This is a genomic window from Bremerella sp. JC817 (assembly GCF_040718835.1).
Lineage (GTDB): Bacteria > Planctomycetota > Planctomycetia > Pirellulales > Pirellulaceae > Bremerella.
Genome location: NZ_JBFEFG010000268.1, coordinates 139,247 through 157,182 on the forward strand (window position 1 = coordinate 139,247; position 17,936 = coordinate 157,182).

At 56.3% G+C, this 17,936-nt stretch carries 10 protein-coding genes; 9 read left to right on the forward strand and 1 reads right to left on the reverse strand.

From position 1 onward, the window contains the following. Positions 1–44 precede the first annotated feature (44 nt). Positions 45–1,484, reverse strand: a complete 1,440-nt coding sequence (locus AB1L30_RS12050; RefSeq protein ID WP_367013673.1) for a TolC family protein — start codon at positions 1,482–1,484, stop codon at positions 45–47. A 527-nt stretch (positions 1,485–2,011) separates the two neighbouring features. Between AB1L30_RS12050 and AB1L30_RS12055 the strand changes: the two genes are divergently transcribed. The 9 genes from AB1L30_RS12055 to AB1L30_RS12095 all read left to right on the forward strand — a co-directional run bounded on the left by AB1L30_RS12055 (position 2,012) and on the right by AB1L30_RS12095 (position 17,906). After that, positions 2,012–2,740 (forward strand): YebC/PmpR family DNA-binding transcriptional regulator, encoded by a 729-nt coding sequence (locus tag AB1L30_RS12055; RefSeq protein WP_345092651.1) that lies wholly within the window; start codon positions 2,012–2,014, stop codon positions 2,738–2,740. Positions 2,741–3,139: 399 nt separating this feature from the next. Then, positions 3,140–4,144 (forward strand): MoxR family ATPase, encoded by a 1,005-nt coding sequence (locus tag AB1L30_RS12060; RefSeq protein WP_367013674.1) that lies wholly within the window; start codon positions 3,140–3,142, stop codon positions 4,142–4,144. Continuing rightward, positions 4,144–5,052 carry a DUF58 domain-containing protein gene (locus AB1L30_RS12065; protein WP_367013675.1) on the forward strand — a complete coding sequence of 303 codons (909 nt, stop codon included), beginning with the start codon at positions 4,144–4,146 and terminating at the stop codon, positions 5,050–5,052. The genes AB1L30_RS12060 and AB1L30_RS12065 overlap by 1 nt, the downstream gene beginning before the upstream one ends. Before the next feature lie 42 nt (positions 5,053–5,094). Continuing rightward, positions 5,095–7,212, forward strand: a complete 2,118-nt coding sequence (locus AB1L30_RS12070; protein ID WP_367013676.1) for a BatA and WFA domain-containing protein — start codon at positions 5,095–5,097, stop codon at positions 7,210–7,212. A gap of 28 nt (positions 7,213–7,240) precedes the next feature. Continuing rightward, complete coding sequence (locus AB1L30_RS12075) at positions 7,241–9,517, forward strand: vWA domain-containing protein (RefSeq protein ID WP_367013677.1); 2,277 nt, start codon at positions 7,241–7,243, stop codon at positions 9,515–9,517. Between the two features lie 21 nt (positions 9,518–9,538). Further along, on the forward strand, positions 9,539–12,334 hold the full coding sequence (locus AB1L30_RS12080) for a hypothetical protein (RefSeq protein WP_367013678.1): 2,796 nt from the start codon (positions 9,539–9,541) through the stop codon (positions 12,332–12,334). Positions 12,335–12,336: 2 nt separating this feature from the next. After that, the gene (locus tag AB1L30_RS12085) at positions 12,337–13,059 is read left to right on the forward strand and encodes a DUF4159 domain-containing protein (RefSeq protein ID WP_367013679.1); all 723 of its coding nucleotides are present in this window, start codon (positions 12,337–12,339) and stop codon (positions 13,057–13,059) included. Positions 13,060–13,077: 18 nt separating this feature from the next. Next, a complete protein-coding gene (locus tag AB1L30_RS12090) occupies positions 13,078–14,430 on the forward strand; it encodes a multiheme c-type cytochrome (protein WP_367013680.1) in 1,353 nt (450 codons plus the stop codon). Between the two features lie 56 nt (positions 14,431–14,486). Then, complete coding sequence (locus tag AB1L30_RS12095; RefSeq protein WP_367013681.1) at positions 14,487–17,906, forward strand: HEAT repeat domain-containing protein; 3,420 nt, start codon at positions 14,487–14,489, stop codon at positions 17,904–17,906. The last annotated feature ends 30 nt before the right edge of the window (positions 17,907–17,936 follow it).

Genomic DNA, 17,936 nt, shown 5'->3' on the forward strand with positions numbered 1-17,936 from the left:
CCGAGCGTCAACGTCGGAATTGAACTTAGCTGAAGAACACGCCGTTACGGCAGGGAACCAGCGGGGGTAAGCGGAAAATCAGCACCCGCGGCCTGCCGCAATTTCGCGATGGCGGTTGCCATATCACCAATTGCCTGATGATATCCCACCTCGAGGGTTAGCAGGTTACGGTAATCGCGAATGACGCGGTCGAACTCGACGGATCCATTCGTGTAGGAGTCTTGATCGGCTGCGAGCGTCTGTCGTGCCTGAGGCAGAATCGTCGACTCGTATAGCATGGCCGTTTCATGGGCCCGACGGACTTCGGCCACCAGGTCGAGGATAATCGACTCGTAGCGATCGGTCAGCTCTTCGACCGTGTTGTGGGCGGCCTGATGCTTCCACTTCGCTTCATCTTCGATCGCATCGTATTTGTTGTACCAGATCGGAATGCTGACCTGCGCTCCGAGTGCCCACGGATCTTGTCCAACATCGACCACGGTGCTCGGTGGGCGATTGTTATCGGTGGGGTAATAACTGGCCGAGAAAACGAACTCCGGTCGACGCATCAGACGCGATACTTCCACGCCCCAGCGCGTGGCATGAGTTCGCATGCGAGCCGCTTCGAGTTCTGGCTGATACTCGATGGCGAGAGCCGTTAGTTGCTGAGGGTCGAGCTCTGGCATCCCCGGTGGCAAGAGTCTTGCAGACTGGATCGAAGCATCCGAATCTCGTGCAACCAACCGGTTCAACTCTGCTTCGACCCCTTTGCGTTGGCGTCGGTACCCCAGCAGACGTTCCTCCAACTGCGACAGCTCGAGCGTGCCTAGCAGCACGTCTCCCTGCGAGGCGGCCCCGGTCGAAATACGGGCGTTCGCCACGTCGATCAACGAATTGAGCAGACGCTGATTTGCCTGGGCGATCTCGATCTGCTTGTCGAGAACATACAGCCGGTACCAATTGGTGCGGACGGCCGCCTGAACTCGCAGTCGCTCGGCTTCCATTTCGGCATGGATCGCGTACGCCTCGAAGATCGCTCGTTGCTCGTCCGCACGCAGGCGAGACAGCCAAGGCACTGCCTGGCTAAAGGTCATGTTGGCTCGCTGCGAACCGGACGCCGTCTGGATTGGGTTGCCAAACACGTTGGCTCCGAACCGAGGATCAGGCAGCTTATCGACATACCGCGACTTGGCCAGCGACGCTTGATATTCGTGATAAAGGCGCGTGAGTCGCGGATTCTGGGCGGAAGCCAGCTGTTCCAATTCATCCAAGCTGTCGGCGGGCAGGTGATGTGCGACCAAGGTTACGTCGACCTCGGTCGGTGCTTTGGGCCGACGGACTGCAGGAGCAGGGGAGGCTGCCGAATCTTCAATCGCAGGCAACTCGACTACTTCCGGCTCGATGTATGCCGGAACGGTTTCCCGATTGCCGTCGGGCGAGGTGCAGCCAGCGACCAGAAGGAGAAGCGTTGTCGAAAGAATCGGTTTTGAGCCAGGTGCCAGCATTCGTCGGTCTCGCCATGCATTCGCGCCCCAAAGGCAAAGTCGCCTCGGTGCGTTACAAGAGTTCCAGGTTGGCACGGTCCAATAAATTGATCGACCGAAACGGCAACGATGCCTGCGCGATTATCGCGGCTGAATCAATTTGTCGGACGAGCGGCGGAGAACTGTGCCGGTTACGTAAATCGATCAGTCGATGAGCAGTCAGCTTGATGCTATCGCTCGGGGGGGAGGCAGGGCAGAGGAACCAAGTTCCACATCTGGCCAAGATGAGAAGCTGTGCGTGATCATGCCGATCTTCTCAGAGCTGCTTTACAACGCCTGCCGAATCAGGACCGGCAGCGCGTCGACGTAACTATTGCCAGATTGGGAAGTTGCGGAAAAACAGGTGAGAATTCCTAGGATTCCGGCCGGACTGCCGGCGATTCTGAACGATTCAGGAGGAGTCGTAATTGCCCTAAATCTTGAACTCGTCTATCTTTAATGAACGACTCTTTCTCCATCAATCCTCTTAGCCCTGATAGACGACTCCCATGGGACGAAGTTTCGAAAACCGGAAGCACGCGATTGCCAAGACCGCCTCGCAGAAGTCCAAGCTGTACTCGAAGTATGGCAAGATGCTGTACGTTGCCGCGAAGAATGGCGTGCCGGACCCGGAGTCGAACCCCTCGCTCAAGAGCATGATCGAAAAAGCGAAGCGGGAACAAGTACCGGCCCACGTGATCGATAAAGCCATTGAAAAAGCCAAGGGAACCGGCGGCGAAGATTACTCGGAATCGCGTTACGAAGGCTTTGGGCCAGGCGGCACCTCGGTGATTGTTGACTGTCTGACCGACAATGCGAACCGCACGATTACCGACGTTCGCAACTGCTTCAACAAAGGGGGAGCGAAGTTGGGAACCTCCGGTTCGGTTTCGCACTTCTTCGACCATCTGGCGATCTTCTCGTTCAAGGGAACCGACTCGGATCAGGTGCTGGAAGCGATGTTGGAAGCAGACGTCAACGTCGACGACGTGGAATCTGAAGATGGCCACCTGACCGTTTTCGCGGCTTCCAGCGACTTCTTCAAAGCGAAGCAGGCCCTGCTGGAGATGAACCCAGATATCGAGCTGGAAGTGCAGGAAATCGCTTTCGTGCCACAATCGACGACGGAACTCTCGGGCGATGACGCTGCTCAGTTCGAGAAGTTCATGGATATGCTGCACGACTGCGAAGACGTCCAGACCGTCTATCACAACGCCAAGCTCCCAAGCGAAGACTAAACCTCCAAGAGCGAACCTAAGACAAACCATTCAAGCCGCCGGCTTCCTCGTTGGGAGCCAGCGGCTTTTTTCGTTCGTAAAGTGATGGAAGGCGTTCAAGGAACAATTCGTGCGTTTCTGTTTTCATGTCACGAATTTCAAGCGAATTTGGCGGAAATCTGAGCCTTCGGGAAATATGTCTCGTTAGGCTACGAAATAATTGCGAGACCCTCTCTCGCGTGATACCATTCCACCAGTCAGGGTCTCTATCGCTTTCCTTGTCTTTTCGCTCGTCCTGGGTCGCCAGACGCGTGCGATGAAGTCCAGGACTTTGCAAGACATCGGACACAATCCTTTCCAATATTCCGCTACCAGCACGGGCAAACTACTCCTCTTCGCCCGTTTGAGTGAGGCAGTTCTATGAGTGAAGCCACGGCGTCTGCCGTTGCGACGGCACAAGAGAAGCTCACCGAGTTCTCGCAGCGCGTTCAATCGATTCGCGAAAGTTTGCATCAGGTGGTCGTGGGCCAAGACGCCTCGATCGACCAGCTTTTGGTTTGTGCCCTCACCGGTTCCCATGCGCTACTCGTGGGTGTGCCGGGATTGGCCAAGACGCTGATGGTGAAGACCCTGGCTTCGTCCTTCGGCTGGAACTTCTCTCGAATCCAGTTCACGCCCGACTTGATGCCGGCGGATGTAACTGGATACGAACTGCTGGGACGTGGCGAAGAGAACGGTGGACCTTCGATGGTGTTTCGTCGTGGTCCGATCTTCGCGAATCTGGTACTGGCCGACGAAATTAACCGCGCCGCACCGAAGACCCAGTCGGCACTGCTCGAAGCGATGGCCGAGCATCACGTTTCGGTCGGTGGCCAAACGTATCCGCTGCCTTCGCCGTTTCTGGTAGTCGCCACGCAAAACCCCATCGAACAGGAAGGAACCTATCCACTGCCCGAAGCGCAGTTGGACCGCTTCATGATGGAGATTCGCTTCGGCTATCCTTCGCCGGAGCAGGAAGAAGAGATCGTTCTGCGAACCACTTCGGGCCGCGTCGAACTTCCAACTGCGGCGCTGAGTCAGGAAGAGTTCCTCGAATTGTGTGATCTGGTGCTATCGGTTCCCGTACCACGCACGGTTGCATCGTTTGCGGTCCGTTTATGCGGGAGCAGCCGTCCCGAAGATGAACGAGCCCATACCATGGTTCGTGATTACGTCGCGTGGGGTGCTGGTCCACGTGGTTCGCAAAACCTGGTTCTCGCCGCCAAAGCGACCGCTCTGCTCGATGGCAGGACCGCGCCGACTGAAGAAGACGTGAAGAGTGTCGCGCTTCCGATCCTGCGGCATCGCGTGATTTTGAATCACCGGGCGATCGGCGACAGCGTAACGGCCGAACAAGTCATTCGCTCGATGCTGAAAGACGCATAATGGCCAGTGTCGCACGGGGATCGAAATTCTTCGAACAGCAGGCACTTGCCGGGCTCGCTCATATGCGGTTCACAACCGCACATCGAGTCGAAGGCTCGTACAGCGGGCGTCATCAAAGCCGCCAGCAAGGTGGCGCTGGCGAGTTCGTTGATTTCCGTGAGTACTCTGGTGGTGAAGACTTACGGCGGCTCGATTGGAAGCTGCTCGCACGGACGGGAAAGAGCTTCGTCCGACTTCATCAGGAAGAAACGAACCTGGTCTGCACGCTGGCAATCGATGGCAGTGAGAGCATGGCCTTCGCTGGCAGTCGGACACGTGGTGGATCGAAGCTGGAATATGCCCAGTACCTGGCAACCGCGTTGGCATACGTCATCAGCCTCGGCCAGGATCAGGTTGGGTTGGCACTTTTAACCGAGAAACTAGCTGACCACATGCCGCCGGGGAGTACTTCACTCCACGTGACCCGGGTGATGCAACAGATTGAAGAGATCAAAACCAATCCGACCGCCAAGGCGGCTGGTGGATTGCGAACTCTGTTTGAACAAACGACTCGTCGTGGCGTGCTGCTGTACTTTACTGACTTCCTGATGGAAGACTTGGACGAAACCTTTGCGGCGCTCCGGTTGTTTCGGCATCGGGGCCTGGAAGTCCTGGCGTTGCACTTGATACATCCTGAGGAAGAATCGTTGCCGCGTGGAACCGCCTTTCGATTTATCGGTATGGAGAACGAAGGCGTGCTGAACTGCTCGCCCGACGAGATTCGAACACAGTACGCAGAAAAGTTCTCGGCTCACACGGCAATGGTCCGGCAAATGGCACTCGCCGCTGGGTGTGACTGCCGGCGGCTATCGACTTCGGTTCCGTACCTGCAAGCCCTCGGTAGCTTCCTGGTAGAACGCTCTGGCTGACGCTTCCCGTTTTCAATTGATTCGACAGCTCGGTACTTTCCCATGACGTTTTCGGCACCCTGGATCTTCGGCCTTGGCATCGCTGCCGCGACGGCACCGGTGTTGATTCATTGGCTGACACGTCCTCGGCCGGTGAAGATGCCTTTGTCGACGCTTCGTTTCGTGCGAGAAGCAATACAGCAGCGAAGTGCCGTCGATCGTCTGCGTGACTGGATCATCCTGGCACTGCGCTGCCTGGCCATCTTGCTGCTTGCCGCCGCGTTCGCAGGTCCCCAGTGGACCAATCCGACAAGCCTTACTCAGGACGAAGGAGACGCGATCCGAGTCGTGGTGCTCGATGTCAGTCAAAGTATGGCGGCATCCGATGGAACGACACCTGGGATTCAACGAGCACGCAGCTTTGCGAGTCGCTATCTGCAGTATCGACCTGGGCTGAAAACCAATTTGATTGTGGCAGGGGCCCGTCCTGCCGCCGTATTCGACAACGTTTCGACTAATTTTGAATCGCTGCTGGAAGAAGTTGCTCGCGCAGAGGTCCTTCCTGAACGAATGGATGTCGACGCAGCTCTCGAACTCGCTGCGAAACAATTGGCGGCGACAGGGGAAAACGACACCCGCCGCCGTGAATTGATCGTCATCTCCGATTTTCAGCGTAGCGGTTGGGGGGCAGCGAAGTTTAACGTATTGCCGGCAAACACCGAGATCCAGCTTGAATCGACCGCTCCGGAAACGGCGCCCGATAACATGGCAATCGTGAGTGCAACGTGCCAACCGGTTGGTGCTCAGCAGGATCGAATGCAATTGGAAGTTCGGGTAGGCAACTTTAGCGGGAACAGCCGGAACGTCACGGTAGAAGCGAACATCGGTGAGTCGGTTCACCGGCTTGAAGGCAGCTGTGCACCGCGACAGGTAACTTTGTTGACCCAGGAAATTCCGACAACCGGCCAGGGATGGCAATCGGGTCAAGTTCGCCTCTTAGAAACAAGTGATGCCGTCGCAGCGGATAACTGGCGTCCGATCGTTGCCCAGCTCCGGGGCCGGCCGCAGTATGTGATGGTCAGTTCGCAAGGAAATCGACCCGGAATCGAGTCGAGTCGGATTCTGGCATGTGCGCTCGTGCCCGAGCTGACGACAGACTCGGCGTCCGACCGGTTTCGCATGGTGCGACCTGAACTTCTCGACAATCAATCGTTCGCCGGTACCGACTTGATCGCGGTCAATGCGGCAGGGCGATTATCGCCTGAGCATCTCGGCATGTTAGCGCAGCAAATTCGGCGTGGTAAGTCGGTGCTTTATGTAGCCAGCGAATCAATCGATGCTGCGAATCTTGATCAACTCGCAGAAATGGCCGCCGTGGAATTGCCGATTCGTTTTGCTCCCCCGCGGGTCGGAACATCACGTTCTGATTTACACCTGGTTTCACTTGAGAACCCTAAGCCTCCGCTGGCAAGTTTTGGCGATAGTCTGACTGCGTTGGCCGAACCTTTGCGATTCAGTGGAGGGCTTAGTATCGAAGCAGGAACTGCGACCGGGGCATTAAGTGATGATCGCATTCGCGCCACCCTCAACGACGGAACTCCGGCGATCGTGGTTGCCCGTTCAGGTTCTGGTGGAACCCTCGCCATCTTGAACGCCGATTTGGCGGCCTCGAACATGTGGAAGACCGGGGCGCTGGTCCCATTGATGGACGAGTTGGTTCAAGAGCTTTTGGAGTCAGATGACAACTCGGGAGCATTCCTCTGCGGCGAGCCGATTGTGGCGCGCATTGAAACATCGGCGGCGGCAGATTCTTTGGCGATCGCCACGAGCGATTCCGGCGAGAATTCAGCACATCGGACCGAAACTGCCGGCAAGCTGGTAGACGAAGGTGGTGCCGTCGTATGGCAGTGGTCCTCCCCCGATCGGCCCGGTGTCTATCGGATCGAGGAAGATGGAGACACGCTGTTTGCCGCGGCAGTCGCCTTGCCACCAGAGGAGTCCGACCTGGAGACCCTTTCGGCTGAAGTTGTCAAAGATCGACTTGCGGCAGGCTACACCGTTCGATTTCAAGCGACCGGAGGAACAGCAAACCCAGACCAGAATCTTTGGCAATGGTTTGTCGTTGGAGTGGTGTTATGCATGTTTGGGGAACTGGCCGCCTTGATGGCTTATCGAACGTAATCGTTGTTCAACTTCTCGTAGGTAATTCGTGATTCGCTTTGATCCTCACATCCCGCTCGCCCTGTGGCTGCCGCTGGCCATAGCTGCCGCTGCGCTGCTGGTGGTCTACGCGATTCGGAGTCACGACAGACTCACCGGACCACGCCGCACGATAGTGCTCGGGCTGATGACGGTGTGCCTGCTCTTGCCATTGCTGTTGTTGCTGAACCCCATCTGGATTCAACGGACACCACCTCCGCCGGGCAAGCCGTTGCTGACGGTCCTGGTCGATCAGTCCGCCAGCATGGGAACGGTCGACGGGAATGGGCTCGGCTATTCGCGAATTGACGTGGCCAGGCATGCCGTGAAGGCCATTCAAGAACAGCTTGGCGAGAAGTACGAGCTCCGTTTTCGGGCGTTCTCGGAAACGAGCCATAGTTTCGAGCCATCCACGATTGATCAACTGGAAGCCGACGGTGGAGAAACGAACTTCGCAGACAGTATCGAAAAGGTATTAGGTGAAGATCGACCGCCAGGGCAAGCGGTGCTGGTGCTGAGCGACGGAATCGATACCTCTTCGGCGAATTCGATCGCGTTGCAGAAGACGGCGCAGCGGGCGAAGGCACTCAGCACGCCTCTTTTCGTCCGACCATTGGGTACCCAGCAAGGCGTGCGCGATTTGCAGGTTTCGTTGCCGCAATCGCAGCAGTTGGCGTTCTCGAACCAACGGGTCCCGATCACGCTTCGTTTAGCCCACAGTTTCCCCGAGTCACAAAAAGTATCGGTCACGTTAAAGGCAGATAGCGAAACGATCGAAGAGCGGGTCGTCAATTTGCTGCCACACACACCGGCTGAAGAAACCTTCTACGTCGAACCAGATGCCAGTGGGCTCTTTCGGTATCAGCTTTCGGCAACTTCGATCGACGGCGAGGTAACCGATCTAAACAACTCTGCGACGGTCTTGCTGCGGGTTATCGACCAGCCAGTTGCGGTGCTGCTTCTGGAAGGGAAGCCTTATTGGGACACAAAATTTCTGATTCGAACGCTTGCCAATGATCCTTCCGTGGCGCTGACGAGTGTCGTTCAAATGGCGCCTGGCAGATTTCTGCAGCGTCAACTTGAGCCAGCGAAACGAGCCGAAGAGGAATCTCCATCAGAGAGCGAATCGGTCGACAAGGCGACCTCGGTTCCTCGGAACGAGTGGAAGATTCATCGCGAAGCACCCGACGTCCTGGCCGACAGCGAGTTTCTCGCGCAGTTTCAGATCATCATTCTCGGGCGCAATACCGAAGCGTATCTGAATGATAAGACTCTGCGGCAACTCAAGTCATGGGTGTCGAGTAGTGAAGGTTCGCTTGTGTGCTTCCGAGGGTCACCTGCTTCGCAATTGACCCAAGAGCTGGGGGCGTTGATGCCAATCGATTGGGATAACTCAGGCGAAACGCATACGCGAATGAGTTTGACCGACGCCGGCCAGGCAGCCCAGTGGTTACCCGATCTGAGCAGTCAATTGGAACTGTTGCCATCCCTGGCTCTTTCGGCAAGGCCTGATCAGGTCAAGCCACTGACAACCGTGTTGGCGGAGGGGGCCAGTACCGACCAGGCAGTTCCGTTGATCACCTTCCGCCCGACCGGACGTGGCAGGGTCGTCGTGCTGGAAGGTTCTGGCATGTGGCGTTGGGCGTTTCTGCCCCCAGAACATCAATCGCACGACGAGATCTACGCCACGCTCTGGCGAAGTCTGGTGCGATGGCTGGTTTCTCATGTGGGGCTGTTGCCGCACGAAGAGGTCGCCTTGCGAACCGATAGCATTACGGTGAGTTCCAACCAAACTGCGGCGGCGACGTTATTACTACGTGAAGAGCAGTGGGACAAGCCTCCCGTTGTTCACCTGACTGGCGGCGGTATCGATGCGGGGCGTTCGTTTGCCCCGGTTAGCCAGGATGCGAACGGCGTCTACCGCGTTAACTTCGGCAAGTTGCCTCCAGGAAATTACAGCGCCCAGGTGTTCCGCACGGAAGACGAGGACGCCATCGCGGAAACTTCGTTTGACGTCACCGCGAATCCAAGGGAGCGACTCGATGTTGTGGCTCGGCCGAAGATGCTTCAAGACCTGGCAGAGCAAAGCGGGGCGTCCGTTCTAGAGAAGACCGATCCCACCGAAATGGCGTTGGAACTCGACCATGTGTTTGAAGAACATCGACAACGAAGCCGACCAGACCGAATGATTCGCACGTCCGCGTGGGACCGGTGGTGGGTATTGCTCGGCACGCTCGGTTTGTGGGGCACCACCTGGGTAGTCCGCCGCTGGGCCAGCCTTGTGTAACGAGATCAACGGAACAAGTGTATGAACTCGCCAATCCAACCATCGCCTGACCGTAGTGCAGCGTCGCTGAACGCGAAGCTCGATCAGGTCTTGTTTCGCTACCAGCAGGTATGGCTGCTGGTAGCAATCGGTTGGGGACTACTTACGCTCCTCGGCGGAAGTTTTATCGCGTTCTGGCTCGATCTCGCCTTCGAATTACCTGCAGCAACGCGGGCAGCGGTACCCTACGTGGTGTTTGTCGCAAGTCTTAGCGTGGTCTTCGTGCTGGCTGTCCGCCGACTGAACGGCTTTGCAAAACCGAACGTTGCCCGGTTGATTGATGATACGGCTGACGCTCGTGGAACCATCGTTACGGGTTGGGATCTGCTGGCAAATGGTACTGCTGCGGCATCAGACAACTCGACCGGCCTGGCACAACTTGCGATCGCTCGAGCAGGCCTGGATTCGGAACGGGTCGATCCCGCGGTTGCCGTTTCGAGTCGACCACTGCTCGGGCCTTGGTGTGGTTTTGGCGGACTGGCTCTGGTCGTGTTGCTGATGACCGCCGCCTTCCCGGAGACAATTCAGACCCAGTGGAAACGATTCGCATTTCCCTGGAGCGATACGGTCCCGGCCAGTTGGCTGGAGCTAACGGTTGTGCCTGGAGATGTTTCCGTTCGCTATGGCGACTCGCTTGATATCTTTGTTGAGCCTACGGATCAACCGCTGGAAGACGTTCAGTTGGTTTTGGTTCGCGATGAAAAGGAAGAAGTCGTTCCGATGTTCTTCGATCGCGACAATCGCTGGCGAGCCGTGCTGATGCAGTTGGCCGCACCCACCGACTACTACGTGCGCGCGTTTCAGGCTCGTAGTGCCAAACATCATATCCACATTGTGACGGTGCCAACGATTGAGAAAGTCACCGTGGAAGTGATCCCCCCTGATTACGCGAATGGAATTGGTGGTTACCAGGGCCTCTTGCCGCAATCCGGCCTCGCCGGTTTGCCGGGGACGAAGGTGCGTTTTGCCGCGAGTAGTCGACGTCCCCTCTCTGGCGGATCGATCATGGTGACGGAGGGATCCACGGTCCGACAAGTCGACCTGATCCCCAGCAAGGAAGGCCCAGAGAAGGTTGTTGGCGAACTTACGCTTCAGTCCTCAGGCAAGTTTGAGCTGCATGTGATTGACATCGACGCCCAAGAATCGCAAGAGTCTGCCACGGGGATGATTACCATCGTTAACGACCAAACCCCATTCGTTCGGCTCATGAAACCGAATCGTGTTTCGATGGCGACCCCCAATGCCAACCTTCCAGTGGAAGTCGATGGGGAAGACGACTACGGGTTGGCACGGGTTGCCATCTATCGCAGTTTGAATGGGTCCCGGCCATTGCCTTTGGAAGTTGAGTTGCCTAAACCCGCGCCGCGCCGTATCCAGCAGTCCATTTACTTACCGTTGGCCTCCTACGGACTTCAGCCTGGGGATCAGATCAAGCTGTTCGCTCGCGTAGAAGACAATCATCCTGGGCTCGCTCAGGGAGCAGAAACACCGGTCGCGATTGTCCACATCATTTCGCAAGAAGAGTACGAAAAGATGCTGCGGGCTCGTGAAGGGCTGAATGTCCTGATTTCGAAATATCGACAGGCCCAACGTATGTTGTCGGCACTTCAGCAGAAAGCGAAGCAGTTACAAAAGGAAAACGAGCAGAAGAAGGGGCTCGTTAAGAAGAAAGATAAGGAAGCCGTTCAGAAGCTCGCCGACGAGATGCGAAAGAATGCCCAGTCACTCGCCAAGGCTGCCTCTCGGCAACTGCCCTACGATTCGGACCAACAGCTCTCGAAGCATCTCGAGCAATTGGCCAAGCAATTGGAAGAAGCGGCCGAGAAACTGGAACGGCAATTGATGCGTCTGGAAGGCATGGGAGATTACAGCCAGTTGAGTCAACAACTTGGCGAAATGATGGAGGGGCTCCAGCAACAAAGTGACTTATACGGCGAGTCGGCGATGATGCCACTGGAGCAACTCGAACAAATTATGCCGCTGCTTATTGCTCAGCATCGGCTGAAGCAACTCGTGAAAGCGCAAAACGATTTGGCAGATCGGTTGAAGGCATTACGGGGTAAAGATGGTGAGGACGATCCTGATCTGAAGGCGCGAATGCGCGACTTGCAGGAAGAACAAAAAGCCATCCGCAACGAGTTACAGGAAGTCGCCGACAAACTGGAAGAGGGCATGCTGCTGCTTCCCCCTGGCGAAGACACGGAAAAGATTCGGCAGGCAGGTAACAAGCTGGTCGACGCCCTTCGTTCCAGTGGCGCCGGGGAAGAAATGTCGGCGGCGGAAGAAGGCTTGTCCCGTTTCTCAGGCACCGATGGTCACGAACATGCCCGTGAGGCCGCCGAGAAGTTGTCGCAGTTTGCTGAAGAGAACGACGCTCTAAACCAGATGACGCAGCAGTTGCTCGTCGCAATCCCCGGCCTTGGTCCAGGACTGGGAAAGACGGCATCCCAGTTATTGGGGGAAATGGGGCTAGGTGGAAACGGCCGCGGATACAGTTCGGGACGTAGTGACAAGATGGGATTATTTGGCAGCATGGAAGGAATGCTCGCTGAAACTGGTGGTGGCTCAGACGAAGAGCGCGATGGTCAGGCCCTGGCGGTCGGAGCTGAAGGCATCAATCCGGACCAGCCATCCATGCTCGATCTTATGACGCCTGGGGGAACTTCCGGGGCAGGGCTAAGTAATGTCCCACTTCGCTATCGCGAACGGGTAGCACAATATTTTCGTCGCATCACGGAAGAAGCCGAGTCTTCCGATTTCATGAATGAGGAGCCTTAACGATGAAGACCGAATTGTCCTGGCTAGGGATCGTTGCCATTTCGGCAGCCATTGCGATGGTTCCCAATGCCCTGGCCGTCGAGAACGATGCTGCCGGAACGATTGCTCCGGTTCCAGATTCCGCTCAAAGCGGAGGAGAAGGGGAGAGCATCGTTCAGGTTGCCAATCTTGTCTACGCAGGCGTCAAAAGCAGCAAGTGCTTCTCCGATCATTTCCTGGTCCGAGCCGAGCAAGAAACTTCGATCAGCACCAGTCGCCGCTTTCATGCGGTGAAGCTTGCAAGTGAAGATCTGTATGACTTTCCGATGGTAATCATGACCGGCGAAGGCACGTTTGAGTTGCCGGAATCGGAACGCCAAAGCCTGCGACGATATGTCGAGCGAGGTGGCTTTCTGTTGGCATCCGCGGGTTGTTCTTCGGAAGAATGGAACAAAGCGTTTCGCGCCGAGATGGAAGCAATCTTCCCCGATCACCCGCTGACCGCACTCGACATGGAGCATCCGATCTTTCACACCGTCAATGATATCGAAACACTGAAAGGCTGGCATGCCGACCCGCGTCCGATCGAAGGGGTCAGCATTGGTGGGCGAATCGGCGTCATCTTCTCTAACGATGGTCTGAACGACACCAAGCATACCCAAGGCTGCTGCTGCTGCGGTGGAAACGAAATCACCAACGCCGAGGAAATCAACGTCAATATCCTGGCTTACGCTTTGACCTATTAGTGTCTTGAAATGCGATTCATGCGAAACCTCCTTAACAAAATGAAGCTTCCGCAACGCCTGCCACTTGGCTCGGCGGCTGCGTGCGCCTTGTTGATGGTGGGGTGTTCGCCTGCGAAGCCAGAATCGGCAAAGCCGCTTTCGATTGTGGTCAGTGGTGATACTGCTGGCTGGATTGTCCCGTGCGGATGTACCACTAACCAGTCAGGAGGTCTGCTGCGGCGTGGCGGTTACCTGCGGCAGTTAAGTGAAGAGCGAGAGGTTTTATACCTCGACTGCGGAGGGGCTGGCAGTGGAACCTCTCCGTACGACTTCGCCAAGTTCGGGGCAATTTTGGCGGGCGAACAGGCCATGGGGGTGAAGTTCCACAATGTCGGTGCTTCCGAAGCTGCCTTCCTGGCAAGTTCGACACCAAACAAAGGCAACGCCTTCCCAGGGCTGTACTCGGCCAACGTGACAGCTGACCTGCTTTCGTCCGATCGCTATCAAATATTGAATGCCGCCGACGAACGCATTCTTGTCATCGGGGTGCTGTCGAATGCTGATGGTTCCACCCAGAGCGATCATGTACCAGCACGCGATGCCGTGCTTGAAGTTCTGTCAAAGGTCAAACGAGGCGATGACTACGATTTCGCGATTCTTCTGGCGTATGCAGCGGAAGAAAAACTGGTGACTCTGGCGAAACAATTGCCAGAGCTCGATGCCGTGATTGGTGGACCTACTGGACAGGCGATCGTCCCTCGAAAAGTGGGGGCAACCTGGATCGGGGCCGCAACCAATAAAGGCAAGTTTTTGGTCCAGCTAGATTTCCCCGCGAACGGATCGGAATCGGTCGTTGGCAAGGCGGTTGAGATGACCGCGGATCTTCCCGAAGATCCAGAACAAGCCGCGAATCTCGAAGCGTTCTATCAGCGGCTCGCCCAAAATGACTTTTCCGCCCGCGAAACCTCGTTTGCGGACCAGACGCTATTTCAAAGCAGCCCGGGCGGGACAATCGCGGGTCATGCAAGCTGTCAAAGTTGTCATGAAGAAGACTATCAATTGTGGTCCCAGTCTGCCCATGCGCACGCCTGGAAGACGTTGGTCGATCAAAAGTCAGATGTCGATCCTTATTGCCAGCAATGCCACGTCACCGGATATGGCGTCGAGGGTGGATTCGTGTCGCGGAGGCAGTCCTCCGATCGCGTTGATGTATCATGCGAAAGCTGTCATGGGCCTTCCGACGCGCATCGCAACGATCCTTCGATTCGAACGGCCTATTTCGGGAACGCGAAGGTGACCTGCGTTCGCTGCCACGACCACGAAAACAGTCCTGAGTTTGACTATCAAACCTACTGGCAGCAAATCGAACACGGAGAAGGGAATTCCGGATGATGAGAATCGGCTCAAAACTCGGGCAGCCTAACCTCTGGATCGCTGTGGCATGCCTCATGGGGTGCGTCGGCGTAGCGTCGCCGCACGTGCGAGCGCAAGAGTCTCCTCCTTCGCTCGATCAACAATTGATCGATTCGCTAGGCGGATCCGTGGAACAGATGGTGGAAGATGCGCTCTCCGACGACCCATCTAGCAATAAACCAGCCAAGGAACTGCCAGCAGAAGATTCCGGCCAGAAACCTGCTGAACAGAAGACGCCACCTGAGATCAAAGTTGTCCCGCACCAGATGCGAGAGGAAACGGGCGGGTTCGCTGGCGTTCTACAGTTGGCACAGCAAGAAGACCATCCGTTATTGATCATCGCGGGGGGAGAAAACTGCCCCTGGTGCACGCTGCTGAAACAGGAACTACAAAAGGAGCCACTGCCGACTGCCCTGAAGAAATGGACGCTGGTTGAATTCGACGTCGACCAGTCGCCAGCCACTGCCCAGCAGCTTGGTGTCACGGTGATCCCCGCCCTAAGGATTCTTTCGAAGTCCGGCACGTCTATCGCCAAGCATGACGGATACCTGGAAGCGGCGGATCTCGCGGAGTGGCTCGAGGAACATCGTCAAACGGCAGCAGAAGAAGCCGATCGAATTTTGCTCGATCGCAGCGAACCAGACACCACGACCGTTTTAAAGTTGATTCAACAGCTTGATCAGCGAGATGCCCTCCGTCGTGAGGCAGCGATCAGCCGATTGGCGTTGGTGCCTCAGCTTGCCAGCGGTCCCCTTGTCGATGCTTTCGCCGAGGGTGATCTCTCGATGCGATTGGCCACGCTCGAGGTGCTGCAGCAATGGGATGCCCCAGTCAGTGGTATCGATCCATGGCAACCTGATTCGATCAACGAGCCCCTGATTCAATCGCTGCGGGAGTGGAGTTCCGAATTAAAGGTCGATCCCAATGGCAGGGACCGCGCGCTCTCAGATGAACAGCTTGCCGAAGCCAACTCGCAAATCGATCGTTTGCTGAAGGTCGACCTGGTAGAAGGGGAAGCAATCGCTGCCCGGCTATCGCGTCATGCCGATGCGTTGTTGCCGGAGGTCTATCGGCGACTCGACGAGGCCGAGACGGACGACGCGCGGATGAAACTCCGCGCCCTACGATATCGACTCGTCGCGAACGATTCGCTGGTGCTGCGATTTCCTGGCGGACTGGCCCGCTTGGCATCGAGTGACGTTCCGACCCGTCGCCAGGCCGCGGAGCAACTGATCAGCCTGGCTACCGCCGGGGATCAGGCACTATTTCTGGAACTGTTCAGCGATCGCGATTCGCTGATTCGAGAACTCGCCCTCAAGGGATTGCAAACCGTCGGTGGTGAAGCCGCGACTCAGACACTGGTCAAGCTGCTTTCCGATCCAGAGCCGAACGTGCGGGCGGCAGTGCTTAAGCAGCTTGCCGAACAAGCATCGCCGAAGCTGTTGCCGCAAGTTGCTGAGTACGTGAAGTCTGAGACCGATCCCGACTTGCTCGTCCACGCACTGCGGTACTTCCGCGAAATTCCCACCGAAGCGAGTAGTCAGGCGGTGCTACCGCTTCTCTCGCATGACCAATGGCAAGTTCGCGCCGAGGCTGCCGATGCGATTCGAGAGTTTATGAACGACAGCGAATTCAATCAGAACGAGATGCTGGTCGGCCAGGTCGAAGAGAAGTTATTGTCGCGGCTCGATGATGAAGATGGCTTTGTATTTAGTCGGGTCGCCTCCGCATTAGCAAAACGACTAAAAGAACCCGCCGTTGAGCCATTTTTTTCCGCCCTGGAGCGACATCCCGAAGTTGCCCCGGAGGTGATCAAAAGCATGTCGTATTCCACGGCGGAAATGACCGCAGTCCAAGATCGGTTCTTCATGCTGTTGAAGCACGACAGTGCCACGCTTCGAATAAGCGGTATCGAAGGGATCTCGCGTGCCAGCGATCATCCACCTTCCGAGTGGGTCGAGGACATGCTCAACGATCCCGAAGAACGGGTACGCATGGCGACAGCGAGTGTCTTGTTTGGAACATTCCACGATCAACTGGAAAGCAAGAAGCGATGGTTAATTGAAGGTTCTGATCCACGTCTATCGGATGGGTTGGAGCTTGATAGTTCGCCAGGAAACGATCCGTTCGGAGACCCATTTGGTACCATTCGCAAGATCTTTTCCGCAGAGAAGCCGAAGGATGAAAAGAAGCCAGCGGATAAGCCGAAGCCATGGGATGAGATGGTGGCCGAAATAAATGTGACGTTGCCTTGGCCCAACGCGCAGCAGACGCTGGTTCCACCTTTAAAGGAAATGATGGCAAGCGAAGACCCAGCGACGCGTCTGCTGGCAGCCAGCAATCTGTTAGTCATGGGGCATAAAGACGAGACTTTGCCCGTCATCGAAGAGGCAGTGCAAGCACGACCGTCGCTTGCGGGAAATGCAGCGGCTATATTGCCATGGTTGCCGTGGGAACAACGCCTCGAGAAATTCAACTGGCTCTTGCCGATGGCGTTACAGAATGATCAGTCACGTCAACTCTTTCAGGCATTCACCGAACCGTTGGAACCTCGTGGTGCGGAACGTCTCTGGGAGATCGTTGCCGACAAAGATTTCAATTCAAGACTCGCAGGCAATATCTCTCGAGCGATTGGTTCGTCGCTGACGGGCGAGTGGTACTGGCGGTACGATAAAGACAGCAACGACAACCCAGCCATCAAGGATCAGGTGATCGAGAACGCCAAGTTGCACCTGCAGACGGGGAACGAGTGGGAAACCTTGATTGCCCTCTTTCAGATCAGTAATGCCGATCCAACGATGGCAGCCAACCTGGCGAAAGAGATTTACGCCGACGAGTTCCAGCCGCAAGAACTCCGCGACGACGCCTATCAGATTGCCTTCCTTTACGCGGATCCCGACAAACGCGTTGCGTTAGCGAAAGAGGGACTGCAGAGCGATAATCCCAAGCACCAGGCGATTGCCGTGGTCGCGCTGGTTCTGGCGGATGAATATGATGAGTTTTCAACCGTCCGCAACGAACTCCATTTCAATCGTTCGTATTCCTCGCATTTCTTTTCATCATCAAGCTCAGGCCCTGGTCCGATCATTCCGAAGGTGATCGACGGAATTGACCCGGAAACCGCTCGCGATCTGCTGACACACTCAGAAGCAAAGGTGCGTGCCCTGGCTGGCTATGCTCTGGCAATGCATGGCGATGACGCGGGACTGGCAGAGTTGCTTGAATTCTGGAGAAACGAGGCGTATGAAGATTCGACCTACCAACGGCTTGTCTATAGCGCGATTGCCAAGTTGAACGCAGGCGATCAGATCGAAACATTACGGGAAATCGCCTCGCAGCACGAAGGCTACTACGCCGGGCAGTTCTACTGGACGATCCGCATCATGAGCGGCGACGAAGTGCTTCAGTTACGCAAAGAACTGCGAGACAAGTTTGGCGACAACATACTTCATTAAGTACGAAGCGAAGCCACACCAACGTGGTCA

Coding starts and splice junctions, on each gene's coding strand:
- AB1L30_RS12050 (WP_367013673.1), bottom strand. CDS start 1,484: ATGCTGGCACCTGGCTCAAAACCGATTCTTTCGACAACGCTTCTCCTT.
- AB1L30_RS12055 (WP_345092651.1), top strand. CDS start 2,012: ATGGGACGAAGTTTCGAAAACCGGAAGCACGCGATTGCCAAGACCGCC.
- AB1L30_RS12060 (WP_367013674.1), top strand. CDS start 3,140: ATGAGTGAAGCCACGGCGTCTGCCGTTGCGACGGCACAAGAGAAGCTC.
- AB1L30_RS12065 (WP_367013675.1), top strand. CDS start 4,144: ATGGCCAGTGTCGCACGGGGATCGAAATTCTTCGAACAGCAGGCACTT.
- AB1L30_RS12070 (WP_367013676.1), top strand. CDS start 5,095: ATGACGTTTTCGGCACCCTGGATCTTCGGCCTTGGCATCGCTGCCGCG.
- AB1L30_RS12080 (WP_367013678.1), top strand. CDS start 9,539: ATGAACTCGCCAATCCAACCATCGCCTGACCGTAGTGCAGCGTCGCTG.
- AB1L30_RS12085 (WP_367013679.1), top strand. CDS start 12,337: ATGAAGACCGAATTGTCCTGGCTAGGGATCGTTGCCATTTCGGCAGCC.
- AB1L30_RS12090 (WP_367013680.1), top strand. CDS start 13,078: ATGCGAAACCTCCTTAACAAAATGAAGCTTCCGCAACGCCTGCCACTT.
- AB1L30_RS12095 (WP_367013681.1), top strand. CDS start 14,487: ATGGGGTGCGTCGGCGTAGCGTCGCCGCACGTGCGAGCGCAAGAGTCT.